Genomic DNA, 17524 nt, shown 5'->3' on the forward strand with positions numbered 1-17524 from the left:
GGCGCAAGCCGCCATCCGGCATTGCGGAGTTGCCTGATGGCGCTGCGCTTATCAGGCCTACGGGGAGTGATGCGGTGCACTTTTGTAGGCCGGATAAGGCGCAAGCCGCCATCCGGCGTGGCGGAATTGCCTGATGGCGCTGCGCTTATCAGGCCTACGGGGAGTGATACGGTGCACTTTTGTAGGCCGGATAAGGCGCAAGCCGCCATCCGGCATTGCGGAGTTGCCTGATGGCGCTGCGCTTATCAGGCCTACGGGGAGTGATGCGGTGTGCTTTTGCAGGCCGGATAAGGCGCAAGCCGCCATCCGGCGTGGCGGAATTGCCTGATGGCGCTGCGCTTATCGGGCCTGCGGGGAGTGATGCGGTGTGCTTCTGTAGGCCGGATAAGGCGCAAGCCGCCATCCGGCGTGGCGGAATTGCCTGATGGCGCTGCGCTTATCGGGTCTGCGGGGAGTGATGCGGTGCACTTTTGTAGGCCGGATAAGGCGCAAGCCGCCATCCGGCATTGCGGAATTGCCTGATGGCGCTGCGCTTATCAGGCCTACGGGGAGTGATGCAATGCGCTTTTGTAGGCCGGATAAGGCGCAAGCCGCCATCCGGCATTACCGGATTGCCTGATGGCGCTGCGCTTATCGGACCTACGGGGTGCGGGGCGGTGGCCGGAAACTGACAAAATGTGCGCTTATCTTGACAATTCATTGACACTTATCTGCCTGGTCAGTAATTTCATTTGTAATTATTGATCAGGCAAATATCATGACAAACTCTGCGGATAACCCTAACCCGACGCTGCATCTCGGCTTGCTGATCCACCTGGCAAACCAGTTCAAAGACCAGCTTATCAGCCACTACTTTTCGCCAGCGGATATCACCGCTGCGCAGTTCAAAGTGCTGATCAGCATCTATAAAGGCTTCACCAGCCCGGTCGAAGTGAGCAAAAACCTGCTGATGGATGCCGGCGCCATGAGCCGCATGCTGGAGCGCATGGTGAAGCGCGACCTGGTGGTGCGCACCACCAACCCCGACGATAAACGGCAGGTGATCCTCGGCCTGACGGAGAAGGGGCGGGCGATTTGCGATCGCTTCCAGAATGAGGCGCTGGCGTCGATACTCGCCTCGCTCACCGAACGCCTCACCAGGGACGAAGCGCAACAGCTGATGACGCTGATGATCAAAATGCTGCCTGACGGCGCAACCCAACCCTATCGCTAAGTTTTCCTGAAAGGTGATAACGATGACCGATTCATCAACCCTTCCTGCACGCGCGCCGGGCAAACGTAAGCGCAACTTCGCCATTCTGTTTGTGCTGGTGGTGATTATCGCCGTCGGCTGCCTGGCCTGGTATCTGCTCTATGGCCGCTATTACGAAACCACCGATGACGCCTATGTCAGCGCCAACCAGGTGACGCTGACGCCGCAAATTGGCGGCACCGTCACCCAGGTCGCCGTCGATGAGGGCGACTTTGTGCAAAAAGGGCAGCCGCTGGTACTGCTTGACCCGGCCGATACCGACATTGCGCTGCAACAGGCGCAGGCCAACCTCGCCAGCACCGTGCGCCAGGTGCGCGGGCTATACAGCACCGCAGATAACTACCGTGCCCAGGTAGCGGCAAAAAAAGTCGCGCTGCAAACGGCGCAGAGTGACTACGCGCGTCGGCAGAAGATTTTCGCCACTGGGGCGGTGACCGCAGAGGATTTGGCCCATTACCGTGACAACGTCACCCGTGCGAAAAGTGATCTGCTGGCCGCGCAGCAGGCGCTCAACACCAACCTGGCCATGGTCGATGACACCGTGATCGACAGCCATCCGGAGATCAAAAGCGCCATCGCTACCCTGCGTCAGCGCTTTCTGGATAATGCCCGCAGCACCATTGTTGCGCCAGTCAGCGGCTATGTGGCGAGACGTGCGGTACAGCTTGGTATGCGCGTCGACTCCGGCACCACGCTGCTGTCAATTGTGCCGCTCGATCAGGTATGGGTGGATGCCAACTTCAAAGAGAGCCAGATGAGCACCATGCGTCTCGGGCAGAAAGTGACCCTCACCGCCGATCTCTATGGCGATGAGGTGGAGTATCACGGCACGATTGAGAGCCTCGGTATTGGCACCGGCAGCGCCTTCTCCCTGCTACCGGCACAGAACGCCAGCGGCAACTGGATCAAGATTGTCCAGCGCCTGCCGGTGCGCATAACCCTCGATCCACATGATATGCAGAAGCATCCGCTGCGCGTCGGCTTGTCGATGACCGCCCGCGTCGATATCCGCGATACAGAGGGGCACCTGCTGCCGCAGCAGAGCGTCGCGCAGCCGCGTTTCGCAACCGACGTCTACCAGAATGCGCTGGATAAAGCCGACGCGCTGGTGGCGCAGATCCTACATGATAATGGTCAGCCGGTAGCCGCCCGCTAAGAGAGACGCGATGCAAGATAAATCGGCATTTACGCCGCCCAGCCTGCTGCTGGCGACGATTGCGCTGTCGCTGGCGACCTTTATGCAGGTGCTGGACACCACCATCGCCAACGTGGCGCTGCCGACCATCGCCGGGAATCTTGGTGTCAGCGCCGATCAGGGGACCTGGGTGATCACCTCGTTTGCGGTCTGTAATGCCATTGCGCTGCCGCTCACCGGCTGGTTTACCCGCCGCTTCGGCCAGCTGCGGCTGTTTGTGGGCTCGGTGGCGCTCTTTACGCTCTCCTCATTTCTCTGCGGCTTCGCCCACAGCATGACGGAGCTGATCCTCTTTCGCGCGTTACAGGGCTTTTTCGCCGGCCCGATGTTTCCAATGTGTCAGACGCTGCTGCTGGTCATCTTCCCCACCAGCAAACGCAGTATGGCGCTGGCGCTGCTCTCGATGGTGACGGTGGTGGCGCCGATTGTCGGGCCGATCATCGGCGGCTGGATCACCGATAACTACGCCTGGCCGTGGATCTTCTACATCAACGTGCCGATCGGTATCTTCGCAGCTATTGTCGTCTGGATGCAGCTGCGCGCGCGGGAGGAGGAGACCACCACCTCGCCGATCGATTACATCGGCATTGCGCTGCTGGTGCTCGGTGTCGGCCTGCTGCAAGTGGTGCTGGATAAGGGCAACGATCTTGACTGGTTCGCCTCTGACGAAATTGTGGTGATGTCGGTGCTCTCGGCAATTGCGCTGGTGTCGTTTGTTATCTGGGAGTTGGGCGAGCAGCACCCGATTGTCAACCTGCGGCTGTTTAAGGATCGCAACTTCGCCATCGGCACCGCGACGCTTACCCTCGGCTATGCGGCCTTTTTCGCCATCAACATTATTTTGCCGCAGTGGCTGCAAACCCAGATGGGGTACACCGCCATCTGGGCCGGGCTGGCTGCCGCGCCGATGGGTTTTCTGCCGCTGCTGCTGACGCCATTTATCGGGCGCTACGCGAATAAAGTTGACCTGCGCATCCTGGCGACACTGTCGTTCCTGACTATGGGCGCTTCCTGCCTGCTGCGCGCGCAGTTCAATACCGGGGTCGATTTCCGTACCATTGCCGAAGTGCAGATGTTTATGGGGATTGGCGTCGCCTTCTTCTTTATGCTCATCACCACCATTGTGCTCTCCAACCTGCATGGCCAGGCGGTGGCGGAAGGCTCCGGTCTGGCGACCTTTTTCCGCGTGCTGGGCGGCTCGTTTGCCTCTTCGCTCACCACCTGGCTCTGGTCGCGGCGCGAGATTTATCACCATGCCACCCTCAGCGAAAGCGTCTCGCAGTGGAATCCGGCGGCTACGGACTATCTGCATAAGATAGGCGGCGCGACGCAGCAGCACCTCGCGGCGGTGGATAAAACCCTTGAGCAGCAGGCCTATATGCTCTCGACTATCGACTACTTCTGGCTGCTGGGCTGGCTCTTTTTAGCATTGATGATCGTTATCTGGTTTGCCCGCCCGCCGTTTGTCCGCAGCGGCGCGCCCGGTGCACCATCGGCCGGGCATTAACAACCCCTTACAGAGAGACGTTATGGCACCCCTGTTATCCGCCAGCGATGGCCGTTTATTGCAGCACCGCTCTTTTGTTGCCTTCTGGCTGGCGCGCACCAGCTCCAGTTTTGGCTTTCAGATGTTGTCGATTATTGTCGGCTGGCAGATCTACTCCCAGACGCAGAGCGCCTTCTGGCTGGGGATGATTGGCCTGGTGCAGTTTATCCCCTCGCTGACGCTGGCGCTGCCCGCCGGGCATATCGCTGACCAGTTTGACCGCCGTCGGGTGGTGCTGCTGTCGCAGGTGTGCGAGTGGGTGGCGATTGTCGCGCTAGCCTGGCTCACCTGGCAGGGGGATGCCAGCGTCGGTGTCATCCTGGCGCTGATTTTTGTTATCTCCTGTGCCAAAACCGTTGAGTCACCCTCGATGATCTCAATGCTACCGGCGCTGGTTCCCGCCTCGATTCTGCCGCGCGCGACGGCGGCGAATGCGGTCTCCGGCCAGGCGGCGCAGATCGTTGGCCCGGCGCTGGGCGGCTTTCTCTACGCCGCAGGCGCAGATGTGGTCTACAGCGTGACGGCAGGGCTCTATCTGCTCTCGCTGCTGCTGGTGGCCACCCTGCGCTATGAGCAGGCGCAGCCAAAACGCACCCCCGCCACGCTCTCTTCGCTCTTTGCCGGGGTGCGCTTTATCCGGAACCGGCCGGATGTGCTGGGGGTGATCTCCCTCGATCTCTTCGCCGTGCTGCTTGGCGGCGCGACGGCGCTGCTGCCGATTTTCGCCCACGATGTACTCCATACCGGCCCGCTCGGGCTGGGGCTTTTGCGCAGTGCGCCAGCAGTGGGTGCGCTGCTGGTCGGCTTCTGGCTGAGCCACCGTGCGCTGACGCGTCGCGTCGGCATCATCATGTTTATGTCGGTCGCGGGCTTTGGCGTGGCGACGCTGGTCTTTGCCTTCTCAAGCTGGATGTGGCTCTCGCTGCTGGCGCTGTTTGCGCTGGGCGGGTTTGACATGATCAGCATGGTGATCCGCGGCTCGCTGGTGCAGCTTGATACGCCGGATGAGATGCGCGGGCGGGTCAATGCGGTGAACTCAATCTTTATTAATACCTCCAACCAGCTTGGGGAGTTTGAGTCCGGCATGCTCGCCGCGTGGCTGGGGGCGGTGCCCGCCGCGGCGATTGGTGGGGTGGGAACGCTGATTGTGGTAGCGCTGTGGATGCGCTGGTTTCCGGGATTGCGGCATCGGCAGAGGCTGGAGAGTGATGTGGGATGACGTGTCTTGCTGGTGAGGGTGTAAGCCGGATAAGCGTTTACGCGCCATCCGGCGATGGGGTTGGCACTCATGCCTGATGGGTGGAATGGTTCCGTTCACCTTGCGTTGGGGGGTTTTATTCATCTCTTCTGCGGTGAACGGGATAAGGGAAGCGGCCGCGCTCCCCTTATCAATCCCCGCGGCCCCGCAAGGAAATCGGTGCTGCGCACTGCGCTCACCTCCCGCGTGCCTGACTGCGGCCGGCTCGACTCGACTTACTCGTTCCATTCTGGAACTCGCTCCCTGTCTCGGTTCGCCTCTGTCCGCCATCCATGGCGTCCAGACCTTGTCATTCCCGCTTCGGTTCGCCGATTTCAGCGGGGACACAACACCTCGCTGTCATATTGCAGATAAAAACAAAGTCGGTGTCGCTGTGGGCTCGTTTTTGTAGGCCGGATAAGGCGCAGCCGCCATCCGGCGGTGGTGCGGTGGGGGATAATGCCGGATGGCGCCTAAACGCTTATCCGGCATAGGCGGTTTCAGCGGCGTGGTTGCGTGTTACTCGGGGGCACCGCCGTTGCCCTGTGCGGAGGGCCATTTCCAGCCGCGCACTTCCGGTAAATCTTCCCCGTGTTCGCGCACGTAGCGGTGATGTTCGGCGATCTTCTCCGCCAGCTCATCCAGCACGGCGTCCGCTTTGCCTTGCAGGCAGGGGGTACGCACAATCGCCTCCTGCGCCAGGTGGAAGCGGTCCAGCTCATTCATCACTGTCATATCAAACGGGGTAGTGGTGGTGCCTTCCTCCATAAAACCGCGCACGTGGAAGTTGCGGTGGTTATTACGCGGATAAGTGAGGCGATGGATCAGGCTCGGGTAGCCGTGGAAGGCGAAAATGACCGGTTTATCCGCCGTAAAGAGGGCGTCAAACGCCTCGTCGCTCAGGCCGTGCGGATGCTGCTCTGCCGTTTGCAGCGCCATTAAATCGACGACATTCACCACCTGAATGCGCAGATCGGGGAAGTAGTTGCGCAGCAGATCGACCGCGGCCAGCGTCTCCATCGTTGGCACATCACCGGCACAGGCCATCACCACATCCGCGGCTTCACCTTCACCGACGGTGCCCGCCCAGTGCCAGATGCCCATGCCCGCCGCGCAGTGTTTCTGCGCCTCTTCAAGGTTGAGCCACTGCGGCGCAGGCTGCTTGCCAGCGACAATCACATTAATGCGATCCCAGGTTTTCAGGCAGTGATCCGCCACGCAGAGCAGGGTGTTGGCATCGGGTGGCAGATAGACACGCACGATATCAGCCTTCTTATTCACGACATGGTCAATAAAGCCGGGGTCCTGATGGCTGTAACCGTTGTGATCCTGACGCCAGACGTGGGAGGAGAGCAAGTAGTTAAGGGATGAGATCGGCTCGCGCCACGGCAATTTGCGTGTCACCTTCAGCCACTTGGCGTGCTGGTTAAACATCGAATCGACAATGTGGATAAAGGCTTCATAGCAGTTAAACAGACCGTGGCGCCCGGTAAGCAGGTAGCCCTCAAGCCAGCCCTGACACTGGTGCTCGCTGAGGATCTCCATCACCCGACCATCGGCAGCCAGTTGCTCGTCGTAGGGCTTGACCGGCTCCTGCCAGGTGCGGCTGGTGACATCGAACACTTTGCTCAGGCGATTGGAGGCGGTCTCATCCGGGCCAAACAGGCGGAAGTTGTCCCGGTTGCGCTGGAAGATGCCCGCCAGGTAGGCACCAAGCGCGGCGGTGGATTCCGCCTGCGTCTCACCGGGCGAGGTGACATCCACCGCGTAATCGGCAATCGCCGGCGTGTTAAGCTCGCGGCGCAGACGACCGCCGTTGGCCCACGGGGTTGCGCCCATGCGTTTGTCGCCCTCAGGTGCCAGCGCAGCCAGCTCCGGGCGTAGCCGCCCCTGCTCGTCAAACAGCTCATCGGGCTGATAGCTGCGCATCCACGCCTCAAGGATCTGCCGGTGGCCCTCATCTTCCCGGCAGGAGGAGACCGGCACCTGGTGCGCGCGCCAGAAGTCTTCCACTTTTTTGCCATCCACCGTCTGCGGCCCGGTCCACCCTTTTGGGCTGCGCATAATAATCATCGGCCAGCGCGGTAACGCTTCCGCCTCTTCACCGCTGCGCGCCTGCTGCTGATAGTGGCGAATACGCTCCAGGGCTTGTTCCAGCGTCTGCGCCATCTGGCGGTGCATCTGTTGCGGCTCATGACCGCTGACAATCAGCGGCTCGTAGCCGTAGCCGCGAAACAGATGCAGCAGATCCTCATCGCTGCTGCGCCCGAGAATAGTCGGGTTAGCGATTTTATAACCGTTGAGATGCAGGATCGGCAGCACGGCGCCGTCGCGCGCGGCGTTGAGGAATTTGATACCGAACCAGCTCGACGCCAGCGGGCCGGTCTCCGCTTCGCCGTCGCCAATCACGCAGGCAGCAATCAGCGACGGGTTATCAAACACCGCGCCAAAGGCGTGGGAGAGGGAGTAACCCAGCTCGCCGCCTTCGTTAATCGACCCCGGCGTTTCCGGTGCGGCGTGGCTCGGAATACCGCCCGGAAAGGAGAACTGGCGAAAGAGGGTCTTCATCCCCTGCGCGTCCTGGCTCACCTGCGGGTAGATTTCGCTGTAGCTCCCCTCAAGCCAGGTGTTTGCCACCATGCCCGGCCCGCCGTGTCCGGGGCCGCAGATGTAGATCATATCCAGATCGTGCTGGCGAATAGCCCGGTTGAGATGGGCGTAGATAAAGTTTAGCCCCGGCGTGGTACCCCAGTGACCGAGCAGGCGCGGTTTGATGTGTTCAGGCTTAAGCGGCTCGCGCAGCAGCGGGTTATCCATCAGATAGATCTGCCCGACTGAGAGGTAGTTTGCCGCGCGCCAGTAGCGGTCGAGCAGCTGCAGTTGATCATCGGGAAGTGAGGCGTATTGCGTCATGCGTTTCTCCGCGTCAGTGAAATGAGTTCCTGTTAAGCCTGGCACAGATGCGGGAAACCTTGGCTTCACCTACGCTTAAAGCGTAACCGCACGCATAAGGATTCGAATGAAAACCGACACTCAGACCACCGCCGTGATTGATAAGCACGGGATTATCGGCAACCTGCGGACCTGCGCGCTGGTGACCGTTGAAGGGGCAATGGATTTTCTCTGCTGGCCTAATCTCGACAGCCCCTCCGTTTTTAGCTCGCTGCTCGACGCTAAGCGCGGCGGTTACTTTGCCGTGGCGCCTTTGGGGGAGGGCTGGCGCGCCATTCAGCACTACCTGCCGGATACCAACGTGCTGCAAACGCGCTGGCTCTCAAATGAGACGATGGTGGAACTGACGGACTTTATCGCCATCAACAATGATGACGAAGCCAACCCGCTGATCGTGCGGCAAATCACCCTGATCTACGGCGAGGCGACAATCAAGCTGCACTGCTCGCCACGCTTTGACTACGCCACAGACGTGCCGGATGTGAAAGAGGATAAACGGGTCTATCACTTCAGGGGCAAAAAAGGGGCGGCGCTGACGCTGGCCTCCTCTGTGGCGCTGAAGGTGAAAAAAGGGCTAACCGAAGGGGAGTTCAGCCTGCGTGAAGGCGAAACAGCGACCTTTGTGCTCGGCGACAGCAAGGTAAAGCACGCCACGCTGAAACAGGTGGCGGCGATGCGCCAGCGCACGCTCAACTACTGGCAAAGCTGGGTGGCGCAGAGCAAGTACAGCGGCCGCTGGCGCGAAGCGGTAACGCGCTCTTCACTGGTGCTGAAGCTGCTCACCTCCCAGCGCTACGGCTCCATTGCCGCGGCGGCGACCTTTGGCCTGCCGGAGCTGCCCGGCGGTGAGCGTAACTGGGATTACCGCGCCACCTGGCTGCGCGACGCCTCTTTTAGCTGCTATGCATTAATTCGCTTAGGCTACGTCGAAGAAGCAAAAGCCTTCGGCGCGTGGATCGGCAGCTGTATGGAGAACAGCAAATTCGACCCGAAAAAGTTACAGGTGATGTACCGTCTCGACAGCGGAACGGATTTAACCGAAGAGGCGCTGCCGCACCTTGCCGGCTACCTCAACTCCAGACCGGTGCGCAAAGGCAACGAAGCCTATAAACAGCTCCAGCTCGATATCTACGGCGAATTGATGGATGCCGTCTATCTGACAACAAAATATGGCGACAACATCTCCCACCGCGCCTGGGGGCATGTGATGCGGCTGGTGGATTATGTATGCGAAATCTGGGATTCACCTGATGCCGGGATCTGGGAGATGCGCGGCGAGCCGGAAAACTTTCTTTACTCGCGACTGATGTGCTGGGTGGCGCTCGACCGCGCCCTGCGCCTGGGGGCCAAGCGTTCGCTCTCGATGCCCTTTGCCCGCTGGGAGGCGACGCGGCAGAAGATCCGCGATGATATCTGGCATAACTTCTGGAATGAGAAGCTCGGCCACTTCACCTCCACGCGCAACGGCAGCGATGTCGATGGCTCAATGCTGCTGATGCCGCTGTTTCGTTTTATCGGCGCAAAAGATCCCGACTGGCTGGCGACGCTCGCTGCGATCCGCAGCAAGTTAATGCGTGACGGTATGGTGCGGCGCTATTTGCAGGAGGAGACCCCGGCAGATTCGCTGCAGGGGGAGGAGGGCTATTTTGCGCCATGCTCCTTCTGGTATGTCGAGTGCCTGGCGCGGGCCGATTTTGTCGAAGAAGCGCGTATTGAGTTTGAGAAGCTGCTGCACTACGCCAACCATCTTGGCCTGTATGCCGAGGAGTTTGATGAGCGCGGCTTTCCGCTCGGCAACTTCCCGCAGGCGCTGACGCACCTGGCGCTGATCAGCGCCGCGTTCTACCTGGATAAAAAGATGTCCGGGAATCAACAAACCTGGCAGCCGTAAGGCTGCGGTTTATTGTGGACCGTGAAAGGTGAGGGCGAAGCCCTGCTCCTGCCAGTGGGTAAACTGCTGCGCCTGGCGCTGGGTCAGCGCTTTTCCCGTCCAGACGACCAGTTGCTTGCCCGGGAAAAACTCCGGGTGCGGTGAGTCAAGTGGATCGGCCAGCACATCCAGAGACCAGCCCTGCTGCGAGAGCCGCCAGGCTTCCAGCCACAGGCGGGTGCGATCGTCATTGTTCCAGGCGATAAAAAGCGCCTCTTTACTCCCCGGCTGGCGATTAAGCGCCAGCCGGGTGACGGCAAAGTCGATCAGCACGCCGTCAAACAGGCTTAAAATTACCCGTGCGGTGTTCTGATCGCGCGCCAGCAGCAGGCGCACCGGCATCACCACCTCATCGATAAACTGATCAACGCTGTATTTGCGACCCAGTTCAAGCACCATGGCGCGCAGCCGCGACGGGTTCACCTGGCGCAGGGTAGCCAGCAGATCTTCCTGCACTTTCGCCCAGCCTTGCCCTGCATCGCCGGGCGTCTCGTCCAGCAACGCTTTCACTTTACTGACCGAGATGCCGCTTTCGATAAAACGCTTAATAGCTTCAATGCGCAGAATGTCCGACTCGTCAAATTGACGATGGCCCCCTTCGCTGCGCTGGGGCTTTAGCAAACCATAACGGCGTTGCCATGCGCGAAGTGTAACGGGGTTGATTCCACACCGTTCAGCCACTTCGCCAATACTGTAAAACGCCATGACTTCCTCGTAACGCCGATATACACCCGCAAAGACTAGTTAACCCTTGCAGGCTGTACAAGTACTTTGTACAGCTTTACTTCAGGAGCGATTAAGCATCGTCCTGTTTCTCTGGCCAGCAGATGGCTGGAATACCGTCCATGTCCGGACGGGCGAAGAGGTAACCCTGGAACTGAGAGATCCCCGCTGACTCCAGCCACATCCACTCCTCTGCCTTCTCTACACCCACGGCAGAGATCTGAATTTCAAGGGAGGTACAACATTTGATGATGGCCTGCACAATCGCCTGTCGTGAACCGCTCTTATGCACATCTTTAATCAGATCGCGGTTAATTTTAATGCGATCCGGCTGGAACTGTGCCAGCAACAGCAGGCCTGCGAAGCCGGCGCCAAAGTGGTCGATCGCCACGCGGATGCCCGCGCCTTTCAGCAACTTCACCGCTTCGGTGAACTCTTCGAGGCGCGAAATGATTTCGCTCTCGGTGAACTCAACAATGATCTGCTCCGGCACCAGGCCATTTGCCTCAATCTCGCGCAGGATAAACTCGACTGCACCGGGCACTTCGACCAGCGTCATCGGCAGCAGGTTCACCGAGAGGGTCTGCGCGCCAATATCAAGCGCGGTGGCCATCGCAAACGCCACCTTCTTACTTTCAAGGTCAGCTTTATAGAGAGCATCGCCCGTCAGCCCCTCAAAATACGCCTGCGGTGCATCCCCGGAAGGGGTACGCAGCAGCGCTTCAACCGCCACCACTTTACGGGCGAAGGGGTCGATTAGCGGCTGGAAGGCAAAGCGGCAGTCAGTACTGGTGGCCGCGACAGAGGTTGGCAGGGTAATGGCGCTGCCGTCGGGAACGAACTCCCACTCGTCGTCGACCGGGATCTCAAAGTAGTTCTCTTTCTCGCCCTCTTCGACAAAGGTTTGAAAGAACTGTAGCGCGCGGTCGTCATAAATAAGCTGGTATTTCGAGGTGCCTTTATCCAGCACGGTTTGCAGCACCTCTTCACGATCATAGGCGCGCAGATCAAATAGCTCCATCCCGGCTTTACCAAACCGTCGCGACGGCGCATAGTCGCGCAGCAGCTCAACAACGTTAAAGTGGCGCTCATCGCTGCAGATCGCATCGTAAATCGGATCCAGCGTCTCTTCCGGCCCTTCAAGCAGCTGGAAGAAGTGGGTGCCATTAAACAGCAAAATGCCTGTGACGTTGGCCTGGCTGTTTTTCAGATTGGCCGCTTCGACCATACCTTCAAGCATCGAAAACGATACGTTGTCGCGAAAGTGGCTGCGGTAAATGATGGTGGTGAGCATAAGCGTTCCGAAAAGGATAAATGAACGCTCACACTAGCAGATGATATGTGCCTCGTCTCCCTTGATTTCATAGAGAATTATACTGTTTGTGCCGCTTGCTAACGCCGCTTTTCAGCTTGTACAACCTTGGTCAACGCTGTAAAAAAAATCTTATTTATAATCACCTGATTAATAACAACATTCTTAAATATTCATTAGATGGCTAACAAACTTGTACAATTACTATGTACAAACCGCCGTTTTTTGTATAACTTTAACCTTACTTTAACAAGTTAATGGATTATTTGAGGAGTGACATATGCAGCAGAACGGTTATTTTCCGAACACAGCTAATGCCATTACCCGCTATTTCAACAAGGCATCCCTCCCGACTCAGCAGCAGACGCTGGGACAGATTGCCGTTGAGATCCTGAGCGAAGGACGCAACCTGAACCGCAAGGCAATCTGTACTAAATTGCTGAGCCGTCTGGAGCAGGCTTCTGGTCCGGAAGAGGAGAGCCACTATCACACGCTGATTGGCCTGCTTTTTGATCGCTAACAGAGTCTGACCAACGGCAATACTTTTGGCTTTTGAGTCAATTCTCGCGGGGTGATGAAGCGCTTCATGCGCGTGCAGAAAAGTTAATCGTCCCCAAGGGAGAATTGGCTTCATGCCGCGATTGCAGTTCGGCAAGTAGCGGCAACCCGAGATGCAGTTATGAATAGTAGTGAAATAGAGCAACTGACAGACGAACTTATCGGAGTGGCAGTATTGTCACTTCTGAAAGATAACTCACCCATTAGCACCCGTGCGCTGATCAACAGGCTCCGGTCGATGGAGGCCAGCGAGCAGGACAGCCAGCGGCGGCAGATGCTGGGCCGAATTATTGCTGAAATCAGCAACAATAATTTTGCCTCTCTGAAGCGTGATACAGGAAGTGAGCGCGATGAGTGGGATGAGCAGGGCAATGATAACGTTTTTCAGCTGTTTGGCGACAAGAGTGCCAACAGCGCGAAAAAACATTAACAGACACGGTTATTATCAATAAAAAATGGGGTAAACGATGAGCCAGGTTTTGCTGGATTCACACGAATATGAACATTTGCCTGATCTCACGCTGGTTGAGTATTTTCGCAGCGGCGGCGAGACGCTGGCAGAGGAGTCCGTAGTACTGGGCGCAGCAATTCGTGGTGTGATGGCAGCCGGTCAACGTATTACCCATAAAGCCTTGATCCTGGAGTTGATCAAGATGATCGAGACCACAGAGGATGTGGTGAAAAGCGATATTGTACGCCACACCCTGGAAATCGTTGTACACCATACAACGGATGATATTTAACCGCTCTGGTTTCACCTGCTCTGAGACAAAATCCACGCTTCGGCGTGGATTTTTTTTTGCTATTCCGTACGCGATGACATAGGGTCAACGGGCACATTTACATGCCATCACGGAGGATAGTATGGCCAATACGTTACTGCAGATTCACTTCAATTTTACGGGTCCGTTCGGCGATGAGATGTCGCGGCAGCTGGTGGCGCTGGCAGAGTCGATCAATCAGGAGCCGGGTTTTCGCTGGAAAGTGTGGACTGAGAATGCGCAGGCCTTGGAGGCGGGCGGGATTTATCTCTTCGACAGCGAAGCGAATGCACAGGGCTATATGAATAAGCACATGGCGCGGTTAAAGCAGTTCGGTGCAACCAACATCACCGTCAAACTGTTTGATGTCAATGAACCCCTGACACGCCTGAACCACGGCCAGCTGGGGTAACTGGTGTTGCGCGCAGGCAGGTTTTCTGCCCGTGCGCAGTTTAAGCTGCTGGTGGAGTTCAGAGGTCATCAAGGCAGATTTCGCCTTGCGTGCAGGCGTGCTGGAGGATCATCTGATAGAAGGTTGTGAAATCAGGTGCCACTTGGTAGAGGTTGCCACTCTCCTGCTGCTCAGCAATATCAAATTGCTGAATGTCATCTTCGGCATGCAAATGCGTTCTGTCCCAGTAGTAAACGCCTTCGCGGCCATCCCCGTTCATCAACACGAAGTAGTTACCGCCCGGATCATCACCAATCAGCAACGCATCTGACAGAAAGTCGAGTTCATCCAGACACTCATCGTTGTTGTATTTCAGGTCGTAGTACTCGTTACGTGTATTAATGCCAAACAGGGCTGAAAATGCCACTTTACCTTCATCGACACCGCAATAAGGGAAGTTGCAGTAATCGGGGCTCTTGATCACCAGACCATTTTTTTGTTGAAGAAAATCCACATATGCTTCGGGCGCACTAAAGTCAAAAGCTGCCAACAGAGGCAAAATCGCGCTTTTTGCTACCGGTTTTCCGTATGAGACAGGCATTGTTGCTCCTGGTATGGGTTCTGTAGAGTTTTTAGGCCTTTACGTCCAGTGTGTGGCGCTGTTAGCGGCTGCCATCCATGCGTGCCGGTGGCGGATCGGCTGAGACAAGGAGGTAGTGTTTAAGCGCAACAGGGCGCCAGATACCGCGCGGATCGCCCGTAAAGGGGAACCTGAAGAAGGGGCGCTCAGCGACTTCGACACGCCATGTTGTATCACCGATGAAGCTAAATTCAACCGCCCCTGCAAACAGGTGTAAGCCTGCAAAGCTGCCAGTGGTATACGCACCGCCCAGCGTCAGCATCTCTTGCACGCCCAACTGGCGATCGATTAAGACGATAAGGAGTACCTCTTCAAACGGGACATCGTCGGTCAGAAGTAGTAATAACCGGGATTTATCTACCTCGATAGCCGCTTCAATCACCTGTGCGGGTACCGTAAGACCAGTTGCGCGGCCATCAATCGCTAGTTCATGGGCGGCGGGCCTTGAAGGTGTCGCCGGGTGAAGGCGATGGAGAGTAACGTTGTGGAGCTGTCTAAACATGGCGTCCCCGGCTGCAAAATTGGGTGAACAGGGCGGTGCTTAACTTAGCGGTATGAGCGAATCACGCGGCAGAAACGGGCTGGCAACCCGTGTGGTCTGCTTGTGTTCAGTCCCATTAATAATATGCAGGGCGCTCAGACGTCCAATCTCATAATGCGGCAGCTGCACCGTTGCAAGGGAGGGGAGAAACAGCTCGCCGATACCCACCATATTGTCATAGCCGACAACCGCTACATCCTGCGGAATGCGCAGCCCCTGCGCCAGTAGCGTCTGGTAGACCATAAAGGCGATACGATCGTTGCCGCAAATCACCGAATCGAACTGCGGCTTTTGCGCACGGATATGCGCCAGCACCTGCGCCGGAATATCGCGGTAGTGCTCGTCGCTCGGCGCCATATAGATGTGGGTAAGCGTCTTCGGGTTAACCCCGGCTTCACGACAGGCGCGCTCAAGTCCCGTGCGCCGACGCGCGGTGGCGAGCAACTTTTCCGGCAGATGCAGACAGAGCGGCTGGCGATAACCTGCCTCCAGCAGCGCCTTTACCGCGCTGTACTGGCCCTGTTCATCATCGGGTATATAGCTGGCGACCGGATCGTGCAGGCTTTCGCAGTTGGCAAGCACGCAGGGCAGGGTAAGGAGCTTGGCGGGCAGCGGCACCTGGCGCAGCCCCATGGTGGTGTAGATAATGCCATCCGGCCGGTGGGAGAGCAGCAGATCAACAATCGCATCCGGATTGTCGTCGGTGAACATATTCATCACGAAGCTGTTCCAGCCGTGTGCTCGAGCGGTCTCTTCAATCGATAACGTCATCTCCACGGAAAAGGGCGTGGTCACTGTATCAAGCGCCAGCACACCGATGGTTTTCGGCGAGGCGTGCGCGCCGCGGATCTTTTTCGCCGAGAGATCCGGGACATAATTGGTCTGCTCAATCGCCGCCTGTACCCGCGCCAGCGTCTCCGGCTTGAGGCGTTGCGGGCTGTTCAGCGCGCGTGAAACCGTCATCAGCGAGACGTTCGCCAGTTTTGCTACATCCTTGAGAGACGCCATATCTGTTACTCCATGCGGGCTTTGTGACTTAATGAGTGCGGCCAGAGAGGGCGTCATCGTAACGTATTTATGGTTTCGTCACAGGCGCGAAGTTTGATCGCCCTCTCACTCCTGCTATGTTAACGTTAACTCTTGTGATTAACATCATGAATCTCAGCAGAACACCATGAGCAACGCAATATGTTAACGTTATCATCGCTGCACGACTCCAACATGAGACTGTCATGATGAAAGCCCATCACGCTCACAGCTATCCACTGCTCAGTGCCTTACTGTTCTTCTTTTTCGTGACCTGGTCCGCTTCGGGCTCGCTGCTCTCCATCTGGCTCCATCAGGAGGTGGGGCTGAAAGCGGGTGATACCGGGATCATCTACGCCGTGCTCTCTGTCTCCGCGCTGTTTGCGCAAATCTGTTATGGCTTTATTCAGGACAAGCTCGGCCTGCGCAAAAACCTGCTCTGGTATCTGACCGCCATGCTGGCGCTCTCCGGCCCGGCCTTCTTGCTGTTTGGCTACCTGCTCCAGATCAACATCCTGCTCGGCAGCGTCTTTGGCGGCATCTATATCGGCTTAACCTTTAACGGCGGCATCGGCGTGCTGGAGTCCTACACCGAGCGCGTTGCGCGCCAGAGCCAGTTTGAATTTGGTAAAGCGCGGATGTGGGGATCCCTTGGCTGGGCGGTGGCGACTTTTTTTGCCGGCCTGCTGTTTAACATCAACCCGAAACTTAACTTCGCGGTAGCGAGCGCGTCCGGGCTGCTCTTCTTTGTGCTGCTGGCGCGCTTAAAAGTCTCCTCTGCGCCGCACGCGATGCAGGAAGCGGTGAGCGGCGGGAAGGTGACGCTTGCCGATGCCATGGGTTTACTCGCACTGCCGCGTTTCTGGGCGCTGGTGCTGTTCGTGATTGGCACCTGTATTTACGGCGTCTACGACCAGCAGTTCCCGGTCTACTTCTCTTCGCAGTTTACGACCCTGCAGGAGGGCAACGCCATGTATGGCTATCTCAATTCGTTCCAGGTGTTTCTTGAAGCGGCGGGCATGTTCTGCGCCCCGTGGCTGGTGAACAGGATTGGCGCGAAAAATGGCCTGATTTTCGCAGGCATGGTGATGGCAATGCGCATGATCGCCTCCGGGCTGGTGGAGGGGCCGCTGCTGATCTCCATCACCAAACTGCTGCATGCGGTCGAGCTGCCGATCCTGCTGGTGGCCATCTTCAAGTACAACAGCCTGCACTTCGACAAACGGCTCTCCTCGACGCTCTACCTGGTGGGCTTCGCCTGCACCAGCTCGGTGATCGCCTCGGTGCTCTCGCCGCTGGCGGGCTACAGCTATGAGAAGTATGGCTTTGCACAATCCTATCTGATCATGGGGCTGCTGGTCTTCGCCACCACCTTTATCTCCATCTTCCTGTTGCGTTCCGGTAAGTCATCCTCTGACCCGCTGATGCCGCAACCCTCCACCATTTAACCGAAAGAGTAG

16 protein-coding genes are annotated in these 17524 nt (G+C 57.7%); 10 read left to right on the top strand and 6 right to left on the bottom strand.

Annotation, left to right across the window (positions count from 1 at the left end):
• Positions 1–757: 757 nt before the first annotated feature.
• The 4 genes from PU683_RS12420 to PU683_RS12435 are packed head-to-tail and all read left to right on the top strand — an operon-like array spanning position 758 to position 5212.
• Entirely contained in the window at positions 758–1213 is a 456-nt protein-coding gene (locus PU683_RS12420) for a MarR family transcriptional regulator (RefSeq protein ID WP_277171880.1), read from the top strand.
• A gap of 22 nt (positions 1214–1235) precedes the next feature.
• On the top strand, positions 1236–2408 hold the full coding sequence (locus PU683_RS12425) for an HlyD/EmrA/EmrK family protein (RefSeq protein ID WP_277171882.1): 1173 nt from the start codon (positions 1236–1238) through the stop codon (positions 2406–2408).
• A 10-nt stretch (positions 2409–2418) separates the two neighbouring features.
• Entirely contained in the window at positions 2419–3954 is a 1536-nt protein-coding gene (locus tag PU683_RS12430) for a DHA2 family efflux MFS transporter permease subunit (protein ID WP_277171884.1), read from the top strand.
• A gap of 22 nt (positions 3955–3976) precedes the next feature.
• Positions 3977–5212: an MFS transporter gene (locus tag PU683_RS12435; protein ID WP_277171886.1), complete on the top strand. Its 1236-nt coding sequence runs from the start codon at positions 3977–3979 to the stop codon at positions 5210–5212.
• A gap of 537 nt (positions 5213–5749) precedes the next feature.
• Here the strand turns inward: PU683_RS12435 and PU683_RS12440 are convergent.
• Positions 5750–8143: a phosphoketolase family protein gene (locus tag PU683_RS12440; RefSeq protein WP_277171888.1), complete on the bottom strand. Its 2394-nt coding sequence runs from the start codon at positions 8141–8143 to the stop codon at positions 5750–5752.
• Positions 8144–8249: 106 nt separating this feature from the next.
• Between PU683_RS12440 and PU683_RS12445 the strand changes: the two genes are divergently transcribed.
• Positions 8250–10073 (top strand): glycoside hydrolase family 15 protein, encoded by a 1824-nt coding sequence (locus tag PU683_RS12445; protein ID WP_277171890.1) that lies wholly within the window; start codon positions 8250–8252, stop codon positions 10071–10073.
• 9 nt (positions 10074–10082) lie between these two features.
• Here PU683_RS12445 and PU683_RS12450 read toward each other — a convergent pair whose 3' ends face one another.
• Entirely contained in the window at positions 10083–10817 is a 735-nt protein-coding gene (locus tag PU683_RS12450) for a MerR family transcriptional regulator (protein ID WP_277171892.1), read from the bottom strand.
• A 91-nt stretch (positions 10818–10908) separates the two neighbouring features.
• Positions 10909–12129, bottom strand: coding sequence for a diguanylate phosphodiesterase (locus PU683_RS12455; RefSeq protein WP_277171894.1), 1221 nt, complete (start codon positions 12127–12129; stop codon positions 10909–10911).
• A 298-nt stretch (positions 12130–12427) separates the two neighbouring features.
• Between PU683_RS12455 and ycgZ the strand changes: the two genes are divergently transcribed.
• From ycgZ to PU683_RS12475, 4 genes are all read left to right on the top strand, one after another.
• Positions 12428–12667, top strand: coding sequence for a regulatory protein YcgZ (gene ycgZ / locus PU683_RS12460; RefSeq protein ID WP_023478790.1), 240 nt, complete (start codon positions 12428–12430; stop codon positions 12665–12667).
• Positions 12668–12826: 159 nt separating this feature from the next.
• The gene (locus tag PU683_RS12465) at positions 12827–13135 is read left to right on the top strand and encodes a hypothetical protein (RefSeq protein ID WP_277171898.1); all 309 of its coding nucleotides are present in this window, start codon (positions 12827–12829) and stop codon (positions 13133–13135) included.
• A 37-nt stretch (positions 13136–13172) separates the two neighbouring features.
• On the top strand, positions 13173–13448 hold the full coding sequence (locus tag PU683_RS12470; protein ID WP_277171900.1) for a biofilm development regulator YmgB/AriR family protein: 276 nt from the start codon (positions 13173–13175) through the stop codon (positions 13446–13448).
• A gap of 121 nt (positions 13449–13569) precedes the next feature.
• Complete coding sequence (locus PU683_RS12475) at positions 13570–13878, top strand: monooxygenase (protein ID WP_277171901.1); 309 nt, start codon at positions 13570–13572, stop codon at positions 13876–13878.
• Positions 13879–13936: 58 nt separating this feature from the next.
• On the opposite strand, the gene PU683_RS12480 is transcribed toward PU683_RS12475, so the two are convergent.
• The 3 genes from PU683_RS12480 to PU683_RS12490 form a co-directional block, all read right to left on the bottom strand.
• Entirely contained in the window at positions 13937–14458 is a 522-nt protein-coding gene (locus PU683_RS12480) for an SMI1/KNR4 family protein (protein ID WP_277171904.1), read from the bottom strand.
• A 61-nt stretch (positions 14459–14519) separates the two neighbouring features.
• Positions 14520–14999: a hypothetical protein gene (locus PU683_RS12485; protein WP_277171906.1), complete on the bottom strand. Its 480-nt coding sequence runs from the start codon at positions 14997–14999 to the stop codon at positions 14520–14522.
• Between the two features lie 39 nt (positions 15000–15038).
• Entirely contained in the window at positions 15039–16046 is a 1008-nt protein-coding gene (locus PU683_RS12490; protein WP_277171907.1) for a LacI family DNA-binding transcriptional regulator, read from the bottom strand.
• Between the two features lie 224 nt (positions 16047–16270).
• Here PU683_RS12490 and PU683_RS12495 point away from each other — a divergent pair, with 224 nt between their 5' ends.
• Positions 16271–17512, top strand: a complete 1242-nt coding sequence (locus PU683_RS12495; protein ID WP_277171909.1) for an MFS transporter — start codon at positions 16271–16273, stop codon at positions 17510–17512.
• Positions 17513–17524 lie beyond the last annotated feature (12 nt).

It is taken from the genome of Candidatus Kosakonia sp. 282A-S69, from assembly GCF_029433855.1.
Lineage (GTDB): Bacteria > Pseudomonadota > Gammaproteobacteria > Enterobacterales > Enterobacteriaceae > Kosakonia > Kosakonia cowanii_A.